At 71.1% G+C, this 17,292-nt stretch carries 14 protein-coding genes; 8 read left to right on the forward strand and 6 right to left on the reverse strand.

Features of this window, described 5'->3' with window-relative positions:
• Positions 1 to 22: 22 nt before the first annotated feature.
• From B042_RS0104480 to B042_RS0104495, 4 genes are all read right to left on the reverse strand, one after another.
• Complete coding sequence (locus B042_RS0104480; RefSeq protein ID WP_028647245.1) at positions 23 to 400, reverse strand: Fur family transcriptional regulator; 378 nt, start codon at positions 398 to 400, stop codon at positions 23 to 25.
• Positions 397 to 1,305 (reverse strand): metal ABC transporter permease, encoded by a 909-nt coding sequence (locus tag B042_RS0104485; RefSeq protein WP_028647246.1) that lies wholly within the window; start codon positions 1,303 to 1,305, stop codon positions 397 to 399. Before B042_RS0104485 ends, B042_RS0104480 begins: the two co-directional genes overlap by 4 nt.
• On the reverse strand, positions 1,298 to 2,122 hold the full coding sequence (locus B042_RS0104490; RefSeq protein WP_028647247.1) for a metal ABC transporter ATP-binding protein: 825 nt from the start codon (positions 2,120 to 2,122) through the stop codon (positions 1,298 to 1,300). The genes B042_RS0104485 and B042_RS0104490 overlap by 8 nt, the downstream gene beginning before the upstream one ends.
• A gap of 135 nt (positions 2,123 to 2,257) precedes the next feature.
• Positions 2,258 to 2,626, reverse strand: coding sequence for a DUF6703 family protein (locus B042_RS0104495; RefSeq protein ID WP_028647248.1), 369 nt, complete (start codon positions 2,624 to 2,626; stop codon positions 2,258 to 2,260).
• 259 nt (positions 2,627 to 2,885) lie between these two features.
• On the opposite strand from B042_RS0104495, the gene B042_RS0104500 reads away from it, so the two are divergent.
• The 3 genes from B042_RS0104500 (at position 2,886) to B042_RS0104510 (ending at position 8,343) form a co-directional block, all read left to right on the forward strand.
• Positions 2,886 to 6,467 carry a CDP-glycerol glycerophosphotransferase family protein gene (locus B042_RS0104500; protein ID WP_028647249.1) on the forward strand — a complete coding sequence of 1,194 codons (3,582 nt, stop codon included), beginning with the start codon at positions 2,886 to 2,888 and terminating at the stop codon, positions 6,465 to 6,467.
• Positions 6,468 to 6,500: 33 nt separating this feature from the next.
• Positions 6,501 to 6,788: an antibiotic biosynthesis monooxygenase gene (locus B042_RS0104505; protein WP_028647250.1), complete on the forward strand. Its 288-nt coding sequence runs from the start codon at positions 6,501 to 6,503 to the stop codon at positions 6,786 to 6,788.
• 166 nt (positions 6,789 to 6,954) lie between these two features.
• Positions 6,955 to 8,343, forward strand: a complete 1,389-nt coding sequence (locus B042_RS0104510) for a glycine--tRNA ligase (protein WP_197024169.1) — start codon at positions 6,955 to 6,957, stop codon at positions 8,341 to 8,343.
• A 74-nt stretch (positions 8,344 to 8,417) separates the two neighbouring features.
• On the opposite strand, the gene B042_RS0104515 is transcribed toward B042_RS0104510, so the two are convergent.
• Entirely contained in the window at positions 8,418 to 8,900 is a 483-nt protein-coding gene (locus B042_RS0104515) for a MarR family winged helix-turn-helix transcriptional regulator (protein WP_036553855.1), read from the reverse strand.
• A gap of 49 nt (positions 8,901 to 8,949) precedes the next feature.
• Between B042_RS0104515 and B042_RS21955 the strand changes: the two genes are divergently transcribed.
• Positions 8,950 to 9,414, forward strand: a complete 465-nt coding sequence (locus tag B042_RS21955) for a nuclear transport factor 2 family protein (protein ID WP_231493811.1) — start codon at positions 8,950 to 8,952, stop codon at positions 9,412 to 9,414.
• Positions 9,415 to 9,713: 299 nt separating this feature from the next.
• A complete protein-coding gene (locus tag B042_RS0104525; RefSeq protein WP_028647253.1) occupies positions 9,714 to 10,088 on the forward strand; it encodes a PadR family transcriptional regulator in 375 nt (124 codons plus the stop codon).
• Positions 10,089 to 10,658: 570 nt separating this feature from the next.
• Here the strand turns inward: B042_RS0104525 and B042_RS0104535 are convergent.
• Positions 10,659 to 11,411: a hemolysin III family protein gene (locus B042_RS0104535; RefSeq protein WP_028647255.1), complete on the reverse strand. Its 753-nt coding sequence runs from the start codon at positions 11,409 to 11,411 to the stop codon at positions 10,659 to 10,661.
• A 441-nt stretch (positions 11,412 to 11,852) separates the two neighbouring features.
• Between B042_RS0104535 and ppdK the strand changes: the two genes are divergently transcribed.
• The 3 genes from ppdK (at position 11,853) to B042_RS0104555 (ending at position 17,118) form a co-directional block, all read left to right on the forward strand.
• On the forward strand, positions 11,853 to 14,543 hold the full coding sequence (gene ppdK / locus B042_RS0104545) for a pyruvate, phosphate dikinase (protein WP_028647256.1): 2,691 nt from the start codon (positions 11,853 to 11,855) through the stop codon (positions 14,541 to 14,543).
• Between the two features lie 320 nt (positions 14,544 to 14,863).
• Complete coding sequence (locus tag B042_RS0104550) at positions 14,864 to 15,811, forward strand: YdcF family protein (RefSeq protein WP_028647257.1); 948 nt, start codon at positions 14,864 to 14,866, stop codon at positions 15,809 to 15,811.
• Positions 15,812 to 15,864: 53 nt separating this feature from the next.
• Entirely contained in the window at positions 15,865 to 17,118 is a 1,254-nt protein-coding gene (locus tag B042_RS0104555; RefSeq protein ID WP_028647258.1) for a deoxyguanosinetriphosphate triphosphohydrolase, read from the forward strand.
• The last annotated feature ends 174 nt before the right edge of the window (positions 17,119 to 17,292 follow it).

Genomic DNA, 17,292 nt, shown 5'->3' on the forward strand with positions numbered 1-17,292 from the left:
GGTGATCTCAGAGAGGCACCGCTCAGCGGGAGGCGCAGGAGGCGCAGGTGCCGAACACCTCGACGGTGTGTGTCACCCCGGTGAAGCCGTACCGGGTGCCCACCTCGGTGGCCCAGGCCTCCACGGCGGGCCCCTCGATCTCCACGGCCGTGGAGCACACCCGGCACACCAGGTGGTGATGGTGCTGCTCGGTGTCGCACGCCCGGTAGACCGCCTCACCCTCGTTGGTGCGCAGCACGTCCACTTCGCCCGTCTCGCTCAGCGCCTGGAGCGCCCGGTAGACGGTGGTCAGGCCGATCTTGGAGCCCTCGGCGCGCAGGTCAGCGTACAGGTCCTGGGCGCTGCGGAACCCGGTGGACCCGGTCAGTGCCTGGCGGACCGTCTCACGGCGCGTACTCATGACTGTTCCACCCTTCCCCCGGTCGTGGTCGCAGGCATCGTATCCGCCAGAGGGCCGTCCCCCGGACCGCGGCTGGCCGCCGACCGCCGCTTGGAGAGGCGGTTCAGCACACCGCTCGCGGCGACCGCCGCACAGAATACCGCCAGCGCCAGGATGACGATCGTGGCCCCCGGTGCCAGGTCTCCGTAGAAGGCGGTGGTCAGACCGCCCACCGAGGAGGCCAGGCCGATCACCACGGCCAGGCCCATGGTCACCCGGAAGCTGCGGGTCAACTGCTGCGCCGCGGCCACCGGGACGATGAGCAGTGCGCTGACCATGAGCACACCCACGATCCGCATGGCGATGACCACCGTCAACGCCGCCGTCACCGACAGCAGGATGCTCAGGAAGCGCACCGGAAGCCCGTGGGCGCGTGCCACCTCCTCGTCCTGGCACAGCACGAACAGTTCGCGGCCGAACAGCGCCACGACGGCGAACACGCCGAGCGTCAGCCCGGCCACGAACCACAGGTCCTCCTCGGCGACGGTGCTCACCGAACCGAAGAGATAGGACGTCAGGGTCGCGTTGCTCGCCCCGGGGGTGAGGTTGATCAGCAGCACGCCCCCCGCGATGCCGCCGTAGAACAGCAGGGCCAGCGCCACCTCGCCGCTGGCGCGGGTCCGCACCCGCACCAGCTCCATGAGCACGGCGCCCGCCGTCGCCACCACCGCCGCCGTGAGCACGGGGGAGGTACTGGTGAGCAGGCCCAGGGCCACACCGGTGAGCGCCACGTGCCCGATGCCGTCGCCCAGCAGAGCCAGGCGGCGCTGGACGAGGAACGTGCCGATGACCGGGGTGACCAGGCCCACGAGAACGGCGGCGAGGAGGGCGCGCCGCATGAACTCGTACTGGAGCAGTTCAGTCACGACCGGGAACCTCGAATCGGATCAGGGCCGTCGCCGAGGCGGACCAGGGGTCGGGGTCGTTCGGGTCGGGGTGGGGGTGCTGGTGCTCGTGGCCCGGGCGCGCGCACGCGCCGGTGGCCGGGGGCGTGGGGCCGTCGTGGACGATGCGGCCCTCGTCCAGCACCACCGAGCGTTCGATGACCTCCTCCAGAGGACCCGGCTCGTGCAGGACCAGGACTACGGTGGCCCCCTGCCCGCGCAGGCGGGCGATGGTCTCGGCCAGCGCCTTCTGGTTCTCCGCGTCCACCCCGGCCATGGGCTCGTCCATGACGAAGGTGTCGGGCCGCCCGGCCAGGGCGCGGGCGATGAGGACGCGCTGCTGCTGGCCGCCGGAGAGTTCGCGCACGGAGTCGCGGGCGCGGCCGGCCAGGCCCACGGTCTCCAGGGCCTCGTGTACGGCGGCCCGGTCGGAGCGGCTGGGAAAGAACGACAGGCGGCCGCGTGTCGCGACCTGACCGGAGGCGACGATCTCGCGGACGGTGGCGGGGACGGCGCCGCCCGCCGTGAGCCGCTGCGGAACGTACCCGATGCGCCGCCACTGCCGGAACCGGCGCAGGGGGGTGCCGTGCAGGAGGACCTCGCCGGAGACGAGCGGCACGATGCCGAGCATGGCGCGCATGAGTGTGGACTTGCCGGAGCCGTTGGGCCCCAGGACGGCCGTGGTCCGGCCCGCGTGGAGGTCCAGGCTCACCCCGTCCAGGACGGGGACCCCGTCGTAGGCGACACGGGCGTCGGCGATCCGGAAGGCGGGAGGGGCCGACGGGTGGCGCGGCAGCAGGGCCTCCGCTGCCGGGGGCGGGTCTGCGGGCGGCGGGGCGTCCCTCCTGAACTGGTCTGACACACCACCAGTATCGGGAAAATGAAAACGATTGTCAAAACGCGTCCGGGTGCTCCCGGAGCTGGTCGCGCGCGCTCAGAATTCCAGGAGCCTGGCGGCGGTCAGGAACGCCACGACCACGATCATGAGCACGCGCGGGGCGCGCCCGCTCCGATCCAGGGCCGGCCAGCCCAGGTAGGCCAGCCACACCAGGAACACCAGGATCAGCACCAGGCACGGCGCGCCGACCCACCAGGGGGCCATCAGTCCCGAGACGAACAGGGCGCCCAGCACCAGCGGTGTGAACCAGCGCGGCATACGGCTCAGCCACACCAGGAGGACCGCGCTGCGCCGCTCCACCGCGTGCCGCAGCCGGGAGGGCCCCGGGTCCCGACCGGGGCCGTCGTGGGGCAGGGGCCGTTCGGGGCCGTGGCCCGGCCCGCTGCCGTGTTCGGGGGAGACCATCGCCGTGCGTTCCTCGTTCCAGTGCGGCCTGCGCGAGCCGGATCGACCGGCGCCCAACGGGCACGGTACCCGCGATCCGCCCGATCCATGTGTGCGGGGCCCGAAACGCGCCCCGGATTCTCGCGGACACGGAATCACCGATCCACTGCAAGCGATCCACTACATTCATGGGACGGGTGTCCCCGAGAACAAGTAACGAGGTCATCCGATGTCAGAGTGCCGCCCCGCGACGGGGACCCCTCGGAGGATGCCGCTTCCCGTGCCCCAGATCACCGTCATCGTGACCTTCGACGCCACCGAACCGCACCTGCAGGACTGCCTGGACTCCCTGGCACGCCAGGACGGTACGGACCCCCAGGCCCGGGCCGAGGCCGTCCTCGTCCCCGTGATCCCGCCCGGCACCGGCGTCCCGGGCACCGGGACGGCGCACACCGACGGCGACGACGAGTCGGTCGAGTCCGCCCCGCGCGACGCCATGGCCGTCGCCAGGGCGTTCGCCGCCGCATCGCCCCCTGGTCTCACGGTCCGCCTCCTGGACGGCGCGCCCTGTTCCGACCGTTCCGCCGCACGCGCCCGGGGGGCCGAGGCCGCCGCCGGAACCCACCTCCTCTTCCTGGACGGGGCAGACGCCCTCACCGGATACGCGCTCGCCTACCTGGCCCGCGGGGCTCGCGACAGCGGCTCCGACCTCGTGGTGGGCGGGGCCCACCGGTTCAACGAACTCGGAGCCTCGCCCTCCCGGGCCCACCGCGCCTACGGTGCCCGCCCCCGCACCGCCGAGGACCCCCGCCACGTTCCCGGCCTGCTCACCGACCCCGCCCTGGGCAACAGGCTCTGGCGCGGGGAGTTCTGGAACGCGTGGCCCGACCACGGCCTGCACCCCGATGACGTCGACCTCGCCCTGCGCCGAGCCGTCCTGTCCGCCCGCACCGTGGACTACCTCCCAGCCCCCGTCCTGCTCATCCGCGAACGCGACGCCGACCCGGCCGTGCCCGACGCCGACCTCCTCGCCCGCCGCCTCGTCGCCGCGGGCACCCTCGCCGCGGGTCTGGCCGCCACCGACCGCGACCTGTGGGACCGCACCCTCCTCGAAGGCGAACTCGCCAGAGCGCTCAAACACCTCGACGAGGCCGCCCCCGACGTTCGCCGCGCCCTGGTCGAACTGGTCGGCACCTACCTCGAACACGTCTCCCCGGAGACCGTCGACGGCCTGCGCGCCCTGCACCGGCTCATGTACCACCTCGTGCGCCGGGACCGGGTGGACGACCTCGCCGAACTCGCCGTCTTCGCGCGCAGCGTCGAGATCAAGAAGGCCCCCGCCGTCCGGCGCGGCCTCGCCTACTACCTGCGCTACCCCTTCTTCGAGTCCACCGACCCGGACAAGGCCGTCCCCCGCCACGTGTACCGGCTCGACGACCACCTCCACGCCAGACAGAAGACCGAGGAGGTGCGCTGGAGGGACGGCCGCCTGCACATCAGCGGCCGGATCGGCCTGCCCCACCTGCCCGCCCGCAAGCGGTGGCAGCAGTACGTGACCGCCCACGCCGTCGATACCCGGGGTGTCCGCCGCGTCCGCCTTCCCGTACGGGTGCGCCGGGCCGCCGAGTACCGCCTCCCCGACGTCCCCGAGGCCGCCCGCCACGACTGGGGCGGGTTCACCGTGGTCCTGGACCCGGCACGGCTGCGCACCGGCGGCCGGTGGGAGCCGGGTGAGTGGACGGTGGAGATGACGGTGTTCAACCGGGGCCTGGTCCGTCACAAGACCATCTCACACCCCGTGCCCGGACCGCCCGAACGGCCCGGATGCCACGAGGCGGCCGAGGATCTGTGGATCCGCCCCCGCTGGGACGCGGCCCGCCGCCTCGTCATCGCCGTCGAACCGGTGCGCGCCCGGATCACCGGCCACGGCCACGATGCGGACACCGGCGTCCTGGAACTGCGCGGCGAACTGCTGGGCGAGCCGGGTGCCACCCAGGGGGAACTCCGTCTGACCCGCGCGCCCGGCACCGCCGAGACCGTCCACCCTGCCACCGTCGCGGACGGCCGCTTCACCGCCCGGGTCGACACCCGGGCCCTCTTCGACCGCGCCGTGGACGAGTGCGGCGGCGCGATCCTCCAGGAGGAGTGGGAGGCCCTCATGGTCCTCGGCGGTACGGAGGCGGTTCCCCTCGTCCTGCCCGACGGCGTGGCCGCCACCGCCTACGCCTTGCGGGACGCACGGCGCGAGCTGGCCGTCCAGCGCACCCCCACCGGACACGCGCGGCTGCGCGCCGGACGGGCCCGCCCGATCGTCGACAGCGCCCGCTGGGAGGGGCGCGACCTGGTCCTGGAGGGGGAGTTCGGCGCCGACACCGAACTGTGGATCGTGGCCAAGGCCCGCGGGCGCGACGAGGAGCACGTGTTCGACACCCGCCGGGACGGCCACCGCTTCACGGCCCGGCTCTCCCCGGCCGACACCTCCACACTCTCCGGCCCCCTGTCCCTGCCCGCGGGCTCCTACCGGCTGTGGGGCAGGACCACCGGTGCCGGCCCCGCGCCGTCGGTGGACGCGGGCGTGGAGTACGGCGAGGACCTCATCGCCGAGCCGCCCATCGCGATGAGCACCGACCAGCGCGACTACACCCTCACCTACCAGGGCCGGGGTATCCCCGTCCTCACCGTCGGCAGCGACCTGCGCCCCGCCGAGCGCGGTACGTTCGCCCAGCGCGGCCTCCGGGAGACCGACTACCCTCGCTGGCGCGGCGAGCCTCTCACCGAGGGCGTCCTCTTCGACTCCTACACCGGCCGCCAGTACTCCGACAGCCCGCAGAGCATCTGCGCGCGGCTGCGCGCCGACGAGCGGTGGGAGCACTACCCGATGTCCTGGCTGGTCGCCGACGGCCAGGTGAACCTGCCCGAGGGCCTCGCACCGGTCCGCCTCAAGGGGCGCGAGTACTACGAGGCCCTGGCCCGCACCCGCTACCTGGTGACCAACTCGCGCCAGCCCGCGTGGTTCCACAAGCGCCCCGACCAGGTGGTCGTACAGACCTGGCACGGGTCGATGCTCAAACGCATCGGCTTCGACGTGGAGAACGTCGGCGGCAAGTCGCGCGACTACTTCGACAAGCTCGCCTGGGAGACGCGTCAGTGGGACTACCTGGTCTCCCCGAGCCCCTGGGCCACGCCCATCCTGCGCAGCGCGTTCCGGTTCGAGGGGGAGATCCTGGAGACCGGATACCCGCGCAACGACGTCTTCTTCTCGCCGGACAGGGATCGGATCGCCGCGCGCGTCCGCCGCCGCCTCGGCCTGCCCGAGGGCAAGAAGGTGGTGCTGTACGCGCCCACCTGGCGCGACGACAAGTACTACACCCGCGGCAAGCACAAGCTCGACCTGCACCTGGACCTGCGGCGGATGTACGACAAACTCGGCGACGACCACGTCTTGCTGGTGCGGCGCCACCCGCGGGTCGTCGACAGCGTGCCCGTGGTCGGCGAGGGGTTCGTCCACGACGTCTCGCTCTACCCCGAGATCATGGAGCTGTTCCTCATCACCGACGTGCTCGTCACGGACTACTCGTCGATGATGTTCGACTTCGCCAACACCGGGCGGCCCATGCTCTTCTTCACCTACGACCTGGCGAGCTACCGGGACCGCCTGCGCGGGTTCTACTTCGACTTCGAACAGACCGCCCCCGGGCCGCTGCTGACCGAGTCCGACCAGGTGATCGAGGCCCTCCTGGACATCGACGAGACGGCCGCCCGGCACGCCGACGGCTACCGGGCGTTCGTGGAGCAGTTCTGTCCTTTGGACGACGGACACGCCGCCGCGCGCGTCGTGGACCGGGTCTTCGGCTCCTCCTGAGCGGCCGCCGCGGGCTTGCGGTTGAATGGGGCGGTGATCGTCATCACCCGATACTCCGTGCCCGAGGCCGACACCGAGGCCTTCCGAACCGACGCCGACGCTGCCGTGGCGGCGCTGTCGCGCCGCCCCGGGTTCCGGGGCCACCGGCTCGGCCGCGCCGCCGACGACCCCCTCCTGTGGACGGTGGTCACCGAGTGGGACGGGGCGGGGTACTACCGCCGCGCGCTCTCGGACTTCGACGTGAAGGTGAACGCTGTGCCGCTGCTCTCGCGCGCCATCGACGAGCCCACCGCCTTCGAGATCCTCGACGGCGGTGCCTGAGCACGCCTGTGGATCCGTGCGCGAGCGGAGCCCATGTGCTCTAGCCTGGGAGGGCGGGCACATGGCGCACCCCGCCCCGGTCGCGCCGCGGCCCGCACTTCCCTGATCAGCACCGATGTATCGCGCACCGCGATCCACCGACCGCCAGCCGGATGGAGAGTCACCCATGGCCGCCAAGTCAGAGGCAATGGACGCACTGGTCAACCTCGCCAAGCGGCGGGGCCTGGTCTACCCCTCCAGTGAGATCTACGGGGGTCTGCGCGCCGCCTGGGACTACGGTCCCCTGGGTGTGGAGCTGAAGGCCAACGTCAAGCGCCAGTGGTGGCGCACGATGGTGCAGGAGCGCGAGGACATCGTCGGCTTGGACTCCAGTGTCATCCTGGCCCGCGAGGTCTGGGAGGCCTCCGGTCACGTCAAGGCCTTCGTCGACCCGCTCACCGAGTGCCAGTCCTGTCACAAGCGCTTCCGCGCCGACCACCTCATCGAGGCCTATGAGGAGAAGCACGGCCGCGAACCCGAGGGCGGCCTGAACGCGCTGGCCTGTTCCAACTGTGGTGCGAAGGACTCCTTCACCGAGCCGCGCATGTTCAACGGCCTGCTCCGTACCCACCTGGGCCCGGTCCAGGACGAGAAGGGCCTGGCCTATCTCCGTCCGGAGACCGCGCAGGGCATCTTCGTCAACTACAAGAACGTCGAGCAGTCCGCGCGGCGCAAGGTGCCCTTCGGCATCGGCCAGATCGGCAAGTCGTTCCGCAACGAGATCACCCCGGGCAACTTCATCTTCCGCACCCGCGAGTTCGAGCAGATGGAGATGGAGTTCTTCGTCAAGCCCGGCAGTGACGAGGAGTGGCACCAGTACTGGATCGACACCCGCCTCCAGTGGTACGTCGACCTCGGTATCGCCAAGGACAACCTGCGGCTGTACGAGCACCCCCAGGAGAAGCTCTCGCACTACTCCAAGCGCACCGTGGACGTGGAGTACCGCTTCAACTTCCAGGGCAGTGAGTGGGGCGAACTGGAGGGCATCGCCAACCGGACGGACTACGACCTCCGTACGCACAGCGAGGCCTCCGGCCAGGACCTGTCCTACTTCGACCAGGAGAACAACGAGCGCTACATCCCCTACGTCATCGAGCCCGCGGCCGGTGTGGACCGCACGGTGCTGACGTTCATGCTCGACGCCTACAACGTCGACGAGGCACCCAACGCCAAGGGCAAGATGGAGAAGCGTGCCGTGATGCGCCTGGATCCGCGCCTGTCGCCGGTCAAGGCCGCGGTGCTGCCGCTCTCGCGCAACGCCGACCTCTCGCCCAAGGCCCGCGACCTGGCCGCCGCCCTGCGCAAGCGCTGGAACGTGGAGTTCGACGACGCCGGCGCGATCGGCCGCCGCTACCGCCGCCAGGACGAGATCGGCACGCCGTTCTGCGTGACGGTGGACTTCGACACCCTGGAGGACAGCGCGGTGACCGTGCGCGAGCGCGACACCATGTCCCAGGAGCGCGTGTCCCTGGACCGGGTGGAGACCTACCTGGTGGAGCGCCTGCCCGGCTGCTAGTGCCGGTGGGTTGGACGAACGGCGGCCGCCCGTCCCCGTGTGGGGCGGGCGGCCGCGCGCTGTCCCCGGGGTGGTCAGCGGGGCGGCCGGACCTCGCGCTGCCGGACGGCGGCAGCGGCCCCGAACTCGTCGAGGAGTTCGGTGAGCAGTGAGCGGAGGGTGCGCAGCGCGTCGTCGCCCAGGCGTCGGCGGAGCCGTTCCTCCGTCTCCGTCCGTGCGGCACGGGCGGTCTCGACGGCCGCGCGGCCGCGTGCGGTCAGCCTGACCCGGCGGACCCGGGCGTCCTCGGGGGAGGGGAACCGCTCGGTGTAGCCGAGCCGTTCGAGCTCCACGACCGTTTTCGAGGCGCCCTGCGGGGTCATGTCCAGCCTCTCGGCCAGGTCGCCGATGGTGGGCTCGTTCTCGACGAGTTGTTGGAAGACGTAGCCGTGGGACGTGCGCAGGTCGGCGAAGCCGTGGGCGGCGAGTGCGTCCTGGACGGATGAGGCGGCCGCCGATCCCACGAAGAGGGCGAGCGTGCTGGTGTCCAGGTCGTCGGGTTCCAGTGGTTGTGACATACCCCCATTGTGTATTGACAACCTAGGTTGCACAACTATGGTTGAAGATATGTCGAGAATCGATGAACACCCCAATGTCACGACGACCATCCGCTACCACGAGGCGGTGTCCCGCTTTGCCGACACCGAGGAGCTCACCTCCTTCTTCCACCCGGACGCCGTCCACACCCAGTTGCCCAACGTCCTGTTCCCCGAGGGCACCGTCCGCACCCTGAAGGAGGTCACCGCCGCCTCGGAACAGGGCAGGGGCATGCTCTCCGAGCAGTCCTTCGAGGTGGTCGAGGCGATGGCCTCCGGGGATCGGGTCGCCGCGGAGGTCGCCTGGTCGGGAACGCTGGCGGTGCCGCTGGGCGGGCTGCCCGCCGGACACGTCCTGCGCGCACACGTCGCCACCTTCCTGGAGTTCCGCGACGGAAGGATCATCGCCCAGCGCAACTACGACTGCTACGAGCCGCTGCGCCCCCTCGACCCGGAGGGGGAGGGGGCTGGTGAGGAGGGCGTGACCGGAGCCTGAGGGCGGACGGCCGCGTGCTGGGCGGCGGTGAGGCGGCCGGCTCCGGGGGGAGGGCCGACCGCCTCTGGTCCCGGGCCGCACACGGCCGCGGGCTCCTGCACTCAACGTAGCGGTAGGGCGTGTGCGGTAAGCGGTCGTTTGGTGCCCCTTGTCGCATCGCGTGAGCCGATTGTGACCTGCGGCGCAGGGTCCGCGGTCGATCCGACGCCCTTCGTGGGGTCCGGCATGATGCCTCGTACTTCCATGCCTAGTTCTGCTGGGGTAACGGCCCCTAGCAGAACTAGGTAGGGGGAGGGGCAGTGCACATAGACAAGGACCTGGTCGCGGCGTCGGCCACACCGCTCGTTCTGGGCATCCTGGCCGAGGGCGAGTCCTATGGATACGCCATCGTCAAACGGGTCAACGAGCTCTCCGGCGGCCGGATGCAGTGGACGGACGGGATGCTCTACCCGCTGCTGCACCGCCTGGAGCGCAACGGCTTCGTGCGGGCGTCCTGGGGTACCTCCGCCCAGGGTCGCCGCCGCAAGCACTATGCGATCACCGAGGCCGGGCTCCAGACGCTGACCGAACGGCAGGAGCAGTGGAGCGTGGTCGCCGACGCGCTCAAGCAGGTGTGGCAGGCCGCCGCGCGCCCGCCGATCCTCGGTGACGCACCGGCAGGGGGGATCTCCTGATGAGCGCGACCGTGCGCGCGGACGCCCTGGAGGACCAGATCGACCAGTGGCGCGGATTCGTGCGCCGCCGCCGGGCGATCGATCTCCTCCGCCCCGCCGTTGAGCGCGGATCGGGCCGACGCCAGGAATGCGTCCAGTTTCTCCCTGATGGGGCGCATGCCGGGAACGGGGGAGGGGACCAGCCGGTCGCGCATGTCCAGCAGGGTCCGCATGACCGCCGGGGCTTCCGAGAACAGGTCCACGTGTCGGCCCCCGACATGCTCGAAGACCAGTGTCAGCCACCCGCCCTCGCAGCCCCAGAGCAGCCGGGGCGCAGGAACACCGGACGGAAGCGCCTCCGCCACCGCCCGCTCCCGCCGGTAGCCGGGCAGAGCCGGTGACCTCACCGGAACCGCCTTGACGAACACGGTGCGGCGCTCGGTCTCCACACGCGAGGCGATGCCGACCGTGAGGCCGGGCGGGGTGGTCGTGGTGCGGCGCACCCGCCCGAACTCCGCCTCGAAGGCGGCTTGGGCAGGTGTGCCCAGGTGAATCGTCGCTTCACGGGGGACGACCCTAGCGGGATCGGGCTCAGCCGGAGGTGTAGACGACGAAGGACACCGCGATGTACTGGCACACGAACGCGGCGATGGTCAGCGAGTGGAAGATCTCGTGGAAGCCGAACCAGCGCGGCGCCGGGTCGGGCCACTTGAGGGCGTAGACCACCGCCCCGACGCTGTAGAGCACCCCGCCCACGAGGACGAGGATCCACGTCGCCGGGTGCGTGCCGCTGATCAGCTGCGGGATGAACAGCACCGCCACCCAGCCGATCGCCAGGTACAGCGCCGTGGACAGCCAGCGCGGCGCGCCCAGCCAGAGCAGCTTGAAACCGACCCCGGCGACGGCGCCGGTCCAGATGAGGGCCAGCATCGCCGCGCGCAGGCCGCCGTCGAGCACCAGCACCACGAACGGCGTGTAGGTGCCCGCGATGATGAGGTAGATGTTGGAGTGGTCCATGCGCCGCAGGACCTTCTGCGCGCGCGGCGACCAGCGGCCCACGTGGTAGACGGCCGAGGTGCTGAACAGCATCACCGAGCTGAGCGCGTACACGGCGCTGGCCACTCCGGCGGGCCAGGTGGGGGAGAGGCAGACGAGCACGATCCCGGCGGCCAGGGCCAGGGGCGCCGTGCCCAGGTGCAGCCACCCGCGCAGGCGGGGCTTGACCGCCTCCAGTAGTTCGCCGGCGGCCGTGGCCGCCCGTTCGGGCACGGAGGCCTCACCGGTGCCGGGGTCGTTTCCGTCCGGTCCCGTGTTCCCGTTCTTCCGTGCCTGCTCGTTCGACACCGCCGTACACCCTCCCTCACGTGTACCCGCCCCGAGGCGGGAGTTCTGTGCGAAGCCTAACCTACGGATCCGTAGGTTACTCATTGGTACAGGGGTGGCGCCAGACACAGGCCCCCGCCGGCACAAGGCAGTGCGGATGAGTGGTCGCAGGGCCTTCGTCGGGGCTGATGTGCGGTTTCGGGATTCCCGCCGTCCGAACACACCTGCTGTGACCAGCGGTGCAGCCGATGCGTGAGCCACTGCCCCCGTATCCTGGGGGAGTGGGCCACCCGTACCGGTGCTGAACCATTGGTATAGACCTCTATGAGGAGGGTGAACTGCAAAAACTCGGAAAACTGCAGCTCATGGACAAGGAGTTCCGCGCGGTCTGGATAGAGTCGCGCCCGTCCAGTCAGGGTCGGCTCGACGCGGAGCCGCCGACACGACCGAGGGAGCACCCCCGTGACCAAGTACGTCTACAAGTTCACCGAGGGCAACAAGGACCTGAAGGACCTCCTCGGAGGCAAGGGTGCCAACCTCGCCGAGATGACCAACCTGGGCCTGCCGGTGCCCCCGGGATTCACGATCACCACCCAGGCGTGCCGCCACTACCTCGACAACGGGGAGGTGCCCGCCGGGCTCGACGCCCAGGTCGAGGCCGCCCTGGAGGAGCTGGAGAAGGCCATGGGCCGTCGGCTCGGCCAACCCGACGACCCGCTCCTGGTGAGCGTACGCTCGGGTGCCCGCTTCTCCATGCCCGGCATGATGGAGACCGTCCTCAACATCGGCCTCAACGACGAGTCCGTCGAGGGCCTGGCCGCTCAGGGCGGTGACGCGCGCTTCGCCTGGGACTCCTACCGGCGCCTCATCCAGATGTTCGGCAAGACCGTCCAGGGCATCGACGGCGAGCTCTTCGAGGACGCCATCGACCAGGCCAAGGCAGCCAAGGGCATCACCGACGACCTCGACCTCGACACCGACGACTTCCGCGCGCTGGTCGACCGGTTCAAGGCCATCGTCGCCGAGCAGACCGGCCACCCCTTCCCCACCGACCCGTGCGAGCAGATGAACCAGGCGGTCCGGGCGGTCTTCGAGTCCTGGAACGCGCCGCGCGCCGTGCTCTACCGCCGACAGGAGCGCATCCCCGCCGACCTGGGCACCGCCGTCAACATCTGCTCCATGGTCTTCGGCAACCTCGGTATGGACTCCGGCACCGGCGTGGCCTTCACGCGCGACCCCGCCAGCGGCCAGCAGGGCGTCTACGGCGACTACCTCCAGAACGCCCAGGGCGAGGACGTCGTCGCCGGTACCCGCAACACCGTGCCGCTCGCCGACCTGGAGAACATCGACGCCTCCAGCTACCGCGAGCTGACGGGCATCATGGAGACCCTGGAGAACCACTACAGGGACCTGTGCGACATCGAGTTCACCATCGAGCGCGGCAAGCTGTGGATGCTCCAGACCCGCGTCGGCAAGCGCACGGCCGCCGCCGCCTTCCGCATCGCCGACCAGCTCGTCGACCAGGGCATGATCGGCCTCGACGAGGCAGTCCAGCGCGTCACCGGAGACCAGCTCGCCCAGCTCATGTTCCCGCGCTTCGACGAGACCGCCGCCGGTGACTCCCACCGCATCGGCGGTGGTATGAACGCCTCGCCCGGTGCCGCGGTCGGCAAGGCGGTCTTCGACTCCTACACCGCCGTCAAGTGGTCCCGCAGCGGTGAGAAGGTCATCCTGTGCCGCCGCGAGACCAACCCCGACGACCTGGAGGGGATGATCGCCGCCGAGGGCATCCTCACCAGCCGCGGCGGCAAGACCTCCCACGCCGCCGTCGTCGCCCGGGGCATGGGCAAGACGTGCGTGTGCGGTGCCGAGGAACTCGACATCGACACCAAGAACCGGTGCCTGACCGCGCCCGGTGGCGAGGTGGTCGAGGAGGGCGACATCATCTCCATCGACGGCACCAGCGGCGCGGTCTTCCTCGGCGAGGTGCCCGTCGTGGACTCGCCCGTCGTACGCTACTTCGAGGGCGAGATCGACCCCGCCTCCGACGAGGCAGATGACCTCGTGCGCGCCGTGGACCGGCTCATGCACTACGTCGACGCCGCCCGCCGGATGTACGTGCGCGCCAACGCCGACACCCCCGAGGACGCCGCGCGCGCCCGCCGCATGGGAGCGCAGGGCATCGGCCTGTGCCGGACCGAGCACATGTTTTTGGGCGACCGGCGCCAGTTGGTGGAGCGCCTCATCCTCGCCGACACGGAGAAGGAGCAGCAGGAGTCCCTCGACACCCTGCTCCCGCTCCAGCGCGAGGACTTCGGCGGCATCCTCGGCGCCATGGACGGCCTGCCCGTCACGGTGCGCCTGCTCGACCCGCCGCTGCACGAGTTCCTGCCCGACATCACCGAACTGTCGGTGCGGGTGGCCGTGGCCGAGGCCCGCGGTGAGAGCCACGAGAACGACCTCCGGGTCCTCCAGGCGGTGCACAAGCTGCACGAGCAGAACCCGATGCTGGGCCTGCGCGGCGTGCGGCTGGGACTGGTCGTACCGGGCCTGTTCACCATGCAGGTGCGCGCCATCGCCCTGGCGGCCGTGGACCGGATCAAGCAGGGCGGCCGCCCCCGCCCGGAGATCATGATTCCTCTCGTGGGGACGGTGCAGGAGCTGGAGATCATCCGCGACGACGCGCTGCGGGTGCTGCGCGAGGTGGGCCGGGAACACGGGATCGAGCTCGACTTCCCTGTCGGCACGATGATCGAGCTGCCCCGGGCCGCCCTGACGGCGGGCCAGATCGCGGAGAACGCCGAGTTCTTCTCCTTCGGCACCAACGACCTCACCCAGACGGTCTGGGGCTTCTCCCGCGACGACGTGGAGGCCTCCTTCTTCTCCGCCTACTTGGAGAAGGGCGTGTTCGGGGTGTCGCCGTTCGAGTCCCTGGACGTCGACGGCGTCGGCCGCCTCGTCCGCATCGCGGTGGAGGAGGGGCGCGCCGCCCGCCCGGGGATTAAGCTCGGCGTGTGCGGTGAGCACGGCGGTGACCCGGCCTCGGTCCACTTCTTCCACGAGGTGGGGCTTGACTACGTGTCCTGCTCCCCGTTCCGGGTCCCCGTGGCCCGCCTGGAGGCGGGGCGCGCCGCCCGGCGTACCGAGGTCTGAGCCTTCGGGAGGGGGCCGCGGGGGCACCTGCGGCCCCCTTTCCCTATGCGCGACGGGGTCGACACGCTCTAGACTTCTCCCTAGAGAATCGTTTACCGCAAAGGTGAGATGTGACTCTTTCGTGATATAATCTTGACCATTGGTCCGTCCGTTGCTCCCTCTCGTCCCCCAGTACCCGTCCGGTCACCGGGCGCATCGACCCTTCCGTTGCGGTCGTCGTCCGTGGCACTGTTCGGTGGTGGTGGCGAACCATCGGGGATCGGTGGCCGTCCCAGTGGGGTACGCATTCTCCAGGCAGCGATTCGTGCGGAGGTGGGCCGGTGCGAGCGGCAGGCGACGAGCGCGGCGACGAACCACAGGAGGCTCCGGCCTCCGCGTCTCCGGCGGACGACGAGAGCACACGGGTCTTCGTGCGCGGCGGCCCCGCCGCGCACACCGAGCCCGGGGCCGAAGCCAGCCCGGAGTTCTCCAGGGACACCGCACGGTCCGCCGACGCGGCCACCCGGGTGTTCAGCCGCGAGGACACCGCCGACAGCGGCGTCTACGTCCCCGTCGAATGGGAGGAGCCCCGGCTGCCGGCCGACGAGCGCCCCCGGCGCGGAGGCCGGGCCCCCAAGAGGCCCACGGCCCGCACACGCCGCCCCCGCAGGAGCCGGTTCCGGGTGCGCTGGGTCCTCGTCCTGCTACTGATCACCGCGCTCGTACTGCCCTCCGGGACCTGGGCGTGGGTGTGGTACACCGCCCGCCAGGACGACCGCGCCACCACGGACGCCATCGTGGTCCTGGGCGCCAGCCAGTACAACGGCGTCCCCTCGCCGGTCTTCGAGGCCCGCCTGCGGCACGCCCAGAGCCTGTACCAGAACGGCGTCGCCCCCGTCATCGTCACCGTGGGCGGCAAACTGCCCGGGGACAACTTCACCGAGGCCGCCTCGGGCCGCAACTGGCTGGTCGAGGTCGGCGTTCCCGCCGAGCAGATCATCGCGGTGGAGGAGGGCAGCGACACCCTCCAGAGCATCCAGGCCGTCTCCGAGGTCTTCGACACCAACGGCTGGCAGGACGCCACCCTGGTCTCCGACCCCTGGCACAGCCTGCGCTCCAAGATCATGGCGGCCGACTTCGGCATCGAGGCGGGCACCTCGCCCTCGCGCTCGGGCCCCGCGGTCATCGAACGCAGCACCCAACTGTGGTACATCACCAGGGAGACCGCCTCGCTCTGGTACTACTGGATCTTCAACGACAGCAGTGAGATCCGTGTGAACGCTGCCTGAAGATGAGTTCCATACCGTTTTTCGGACCCTTGGTCGAGTAACGTCGGAAAACGATGGACACCAACACCGGAGCCGAGGGCGCCGAACCCGGCTACAGCCGTGCCGACACCGAACGCCGCGAGCCCGAGCCGCGCAAGAGCCGCTCCCGCGGCCCCTTCGAACGCGACCGTGCCCGGGTCCTGCACAGCTCCGCGCTCCGCCGCCTGGCCGCCAAGACCCAGGTCGTCCAGCTCGGAGTGAGCGACTTCCCACGCACCCGCCTCACCCACTCCCTGGAGTGCGCCCAGATCGGCCGCGAACTCGGCAAGGCCCTGGGCTGCGACCCCGACCTCGTCGAGGCCGCATGCCTGTCCCACGACCTCGGGCACCCCCCGTTCGGCCACAACGGCGAACGTGCCCTGGACGAGGCCGCCGCCGCGTGCGGCGGATTCGAGGGCAACGCCCAGAGCCTGCGCCTGCTCACCCGCCTGGAGGGCAAGGTCGTGGCCCCCGACGGGCGCAGCGCCGGGCTCAACCTCACCCGAGCCACCCTCGACGCCACCGTGAAGTACCCCTGGCGCAGGGGCGAGGGCGGCGACACCCGCAAATTCAACTGCTACCCCGACGACACCGAGGCCTTCACCTGGCTGCGCGAGGGTGCGCCCACCGGGCGCACCTGCTTCGAGGCGCAGGTGATGGACTGGTCCGACGACGTCGCCTACTCCGTGCACGACGTCGAGGACGCCCTGCACGCCGGGCTGGTGAGCATGGCCGCCCTGCACAGCCCCGCCGAGCGCGCCGAGGTGTGCCGCACAGCCGCCGAGCGCTACTGCGACGCCGACACCACCGAGCTGGAGGAGACCCTCACCGGTCTGCTCGCCGAACCCGTCTGGCCCCGCGCGTTCACCGGCGACATCGGCTCCCTCGCCGCGCTCAAGAACCTCACCAGCGAACTCATCGGCCGGTTCTGCCGCGCCGCCGAACGCGCCACCCGCGACGTCCACGGCCCCGGACGGCTCACCCGCTACGGCGCCGAACTCGTCCTGCCCCGCCGCGCCCTGCTGGAGTGCGCGCTGCTCAAGGCGGTGGCGGCGCACTTCGTGATGGCGCGCGAGGAGGCCCTGCGCTACCAGGTGGAGGAGCGCAGGATGGTCACCGAACTGGTCGCCGCCCTGCGCGCGGGCGCCCCCGACGGCCTCGACCCGCAGTTCCGGGCCCCCTACGAGCGGGCCCGCGACGACGCCGCCGCGCTGCGCGTGGTCGTCGACCAGGTCGCCTCGCTCACCGACACCTCCGCCACCGCTCTGCACCGTCGCCTCGTCGGCTGAGAGCCCTGAGCGGCCCCGGCACCGAAGGACGCGGACGGCCCCCACCCGGGCACACGCGGTCGCTGTGCTGACACTGGCGTGCACCCGGCCACCCCTGACCGCGCTCGTGGCCGGGGCGGCCGTCTCCGACCGCCCCCGCCGCTGGCGAGTGCGTTCACGCACAGTCCCTCGGGC

Origin of the sequence: Nocardiopsis sp. CNT312 (assembly GCF_000515115.1) — a bacterium.
In the GTDB taxonomy this organism is placed as follows: domain Bacteria; phylum Actinomycetota; class Actinomycetes; order Streptosporangiales; family Streptosporangiaceae; genus Nocardiopsis.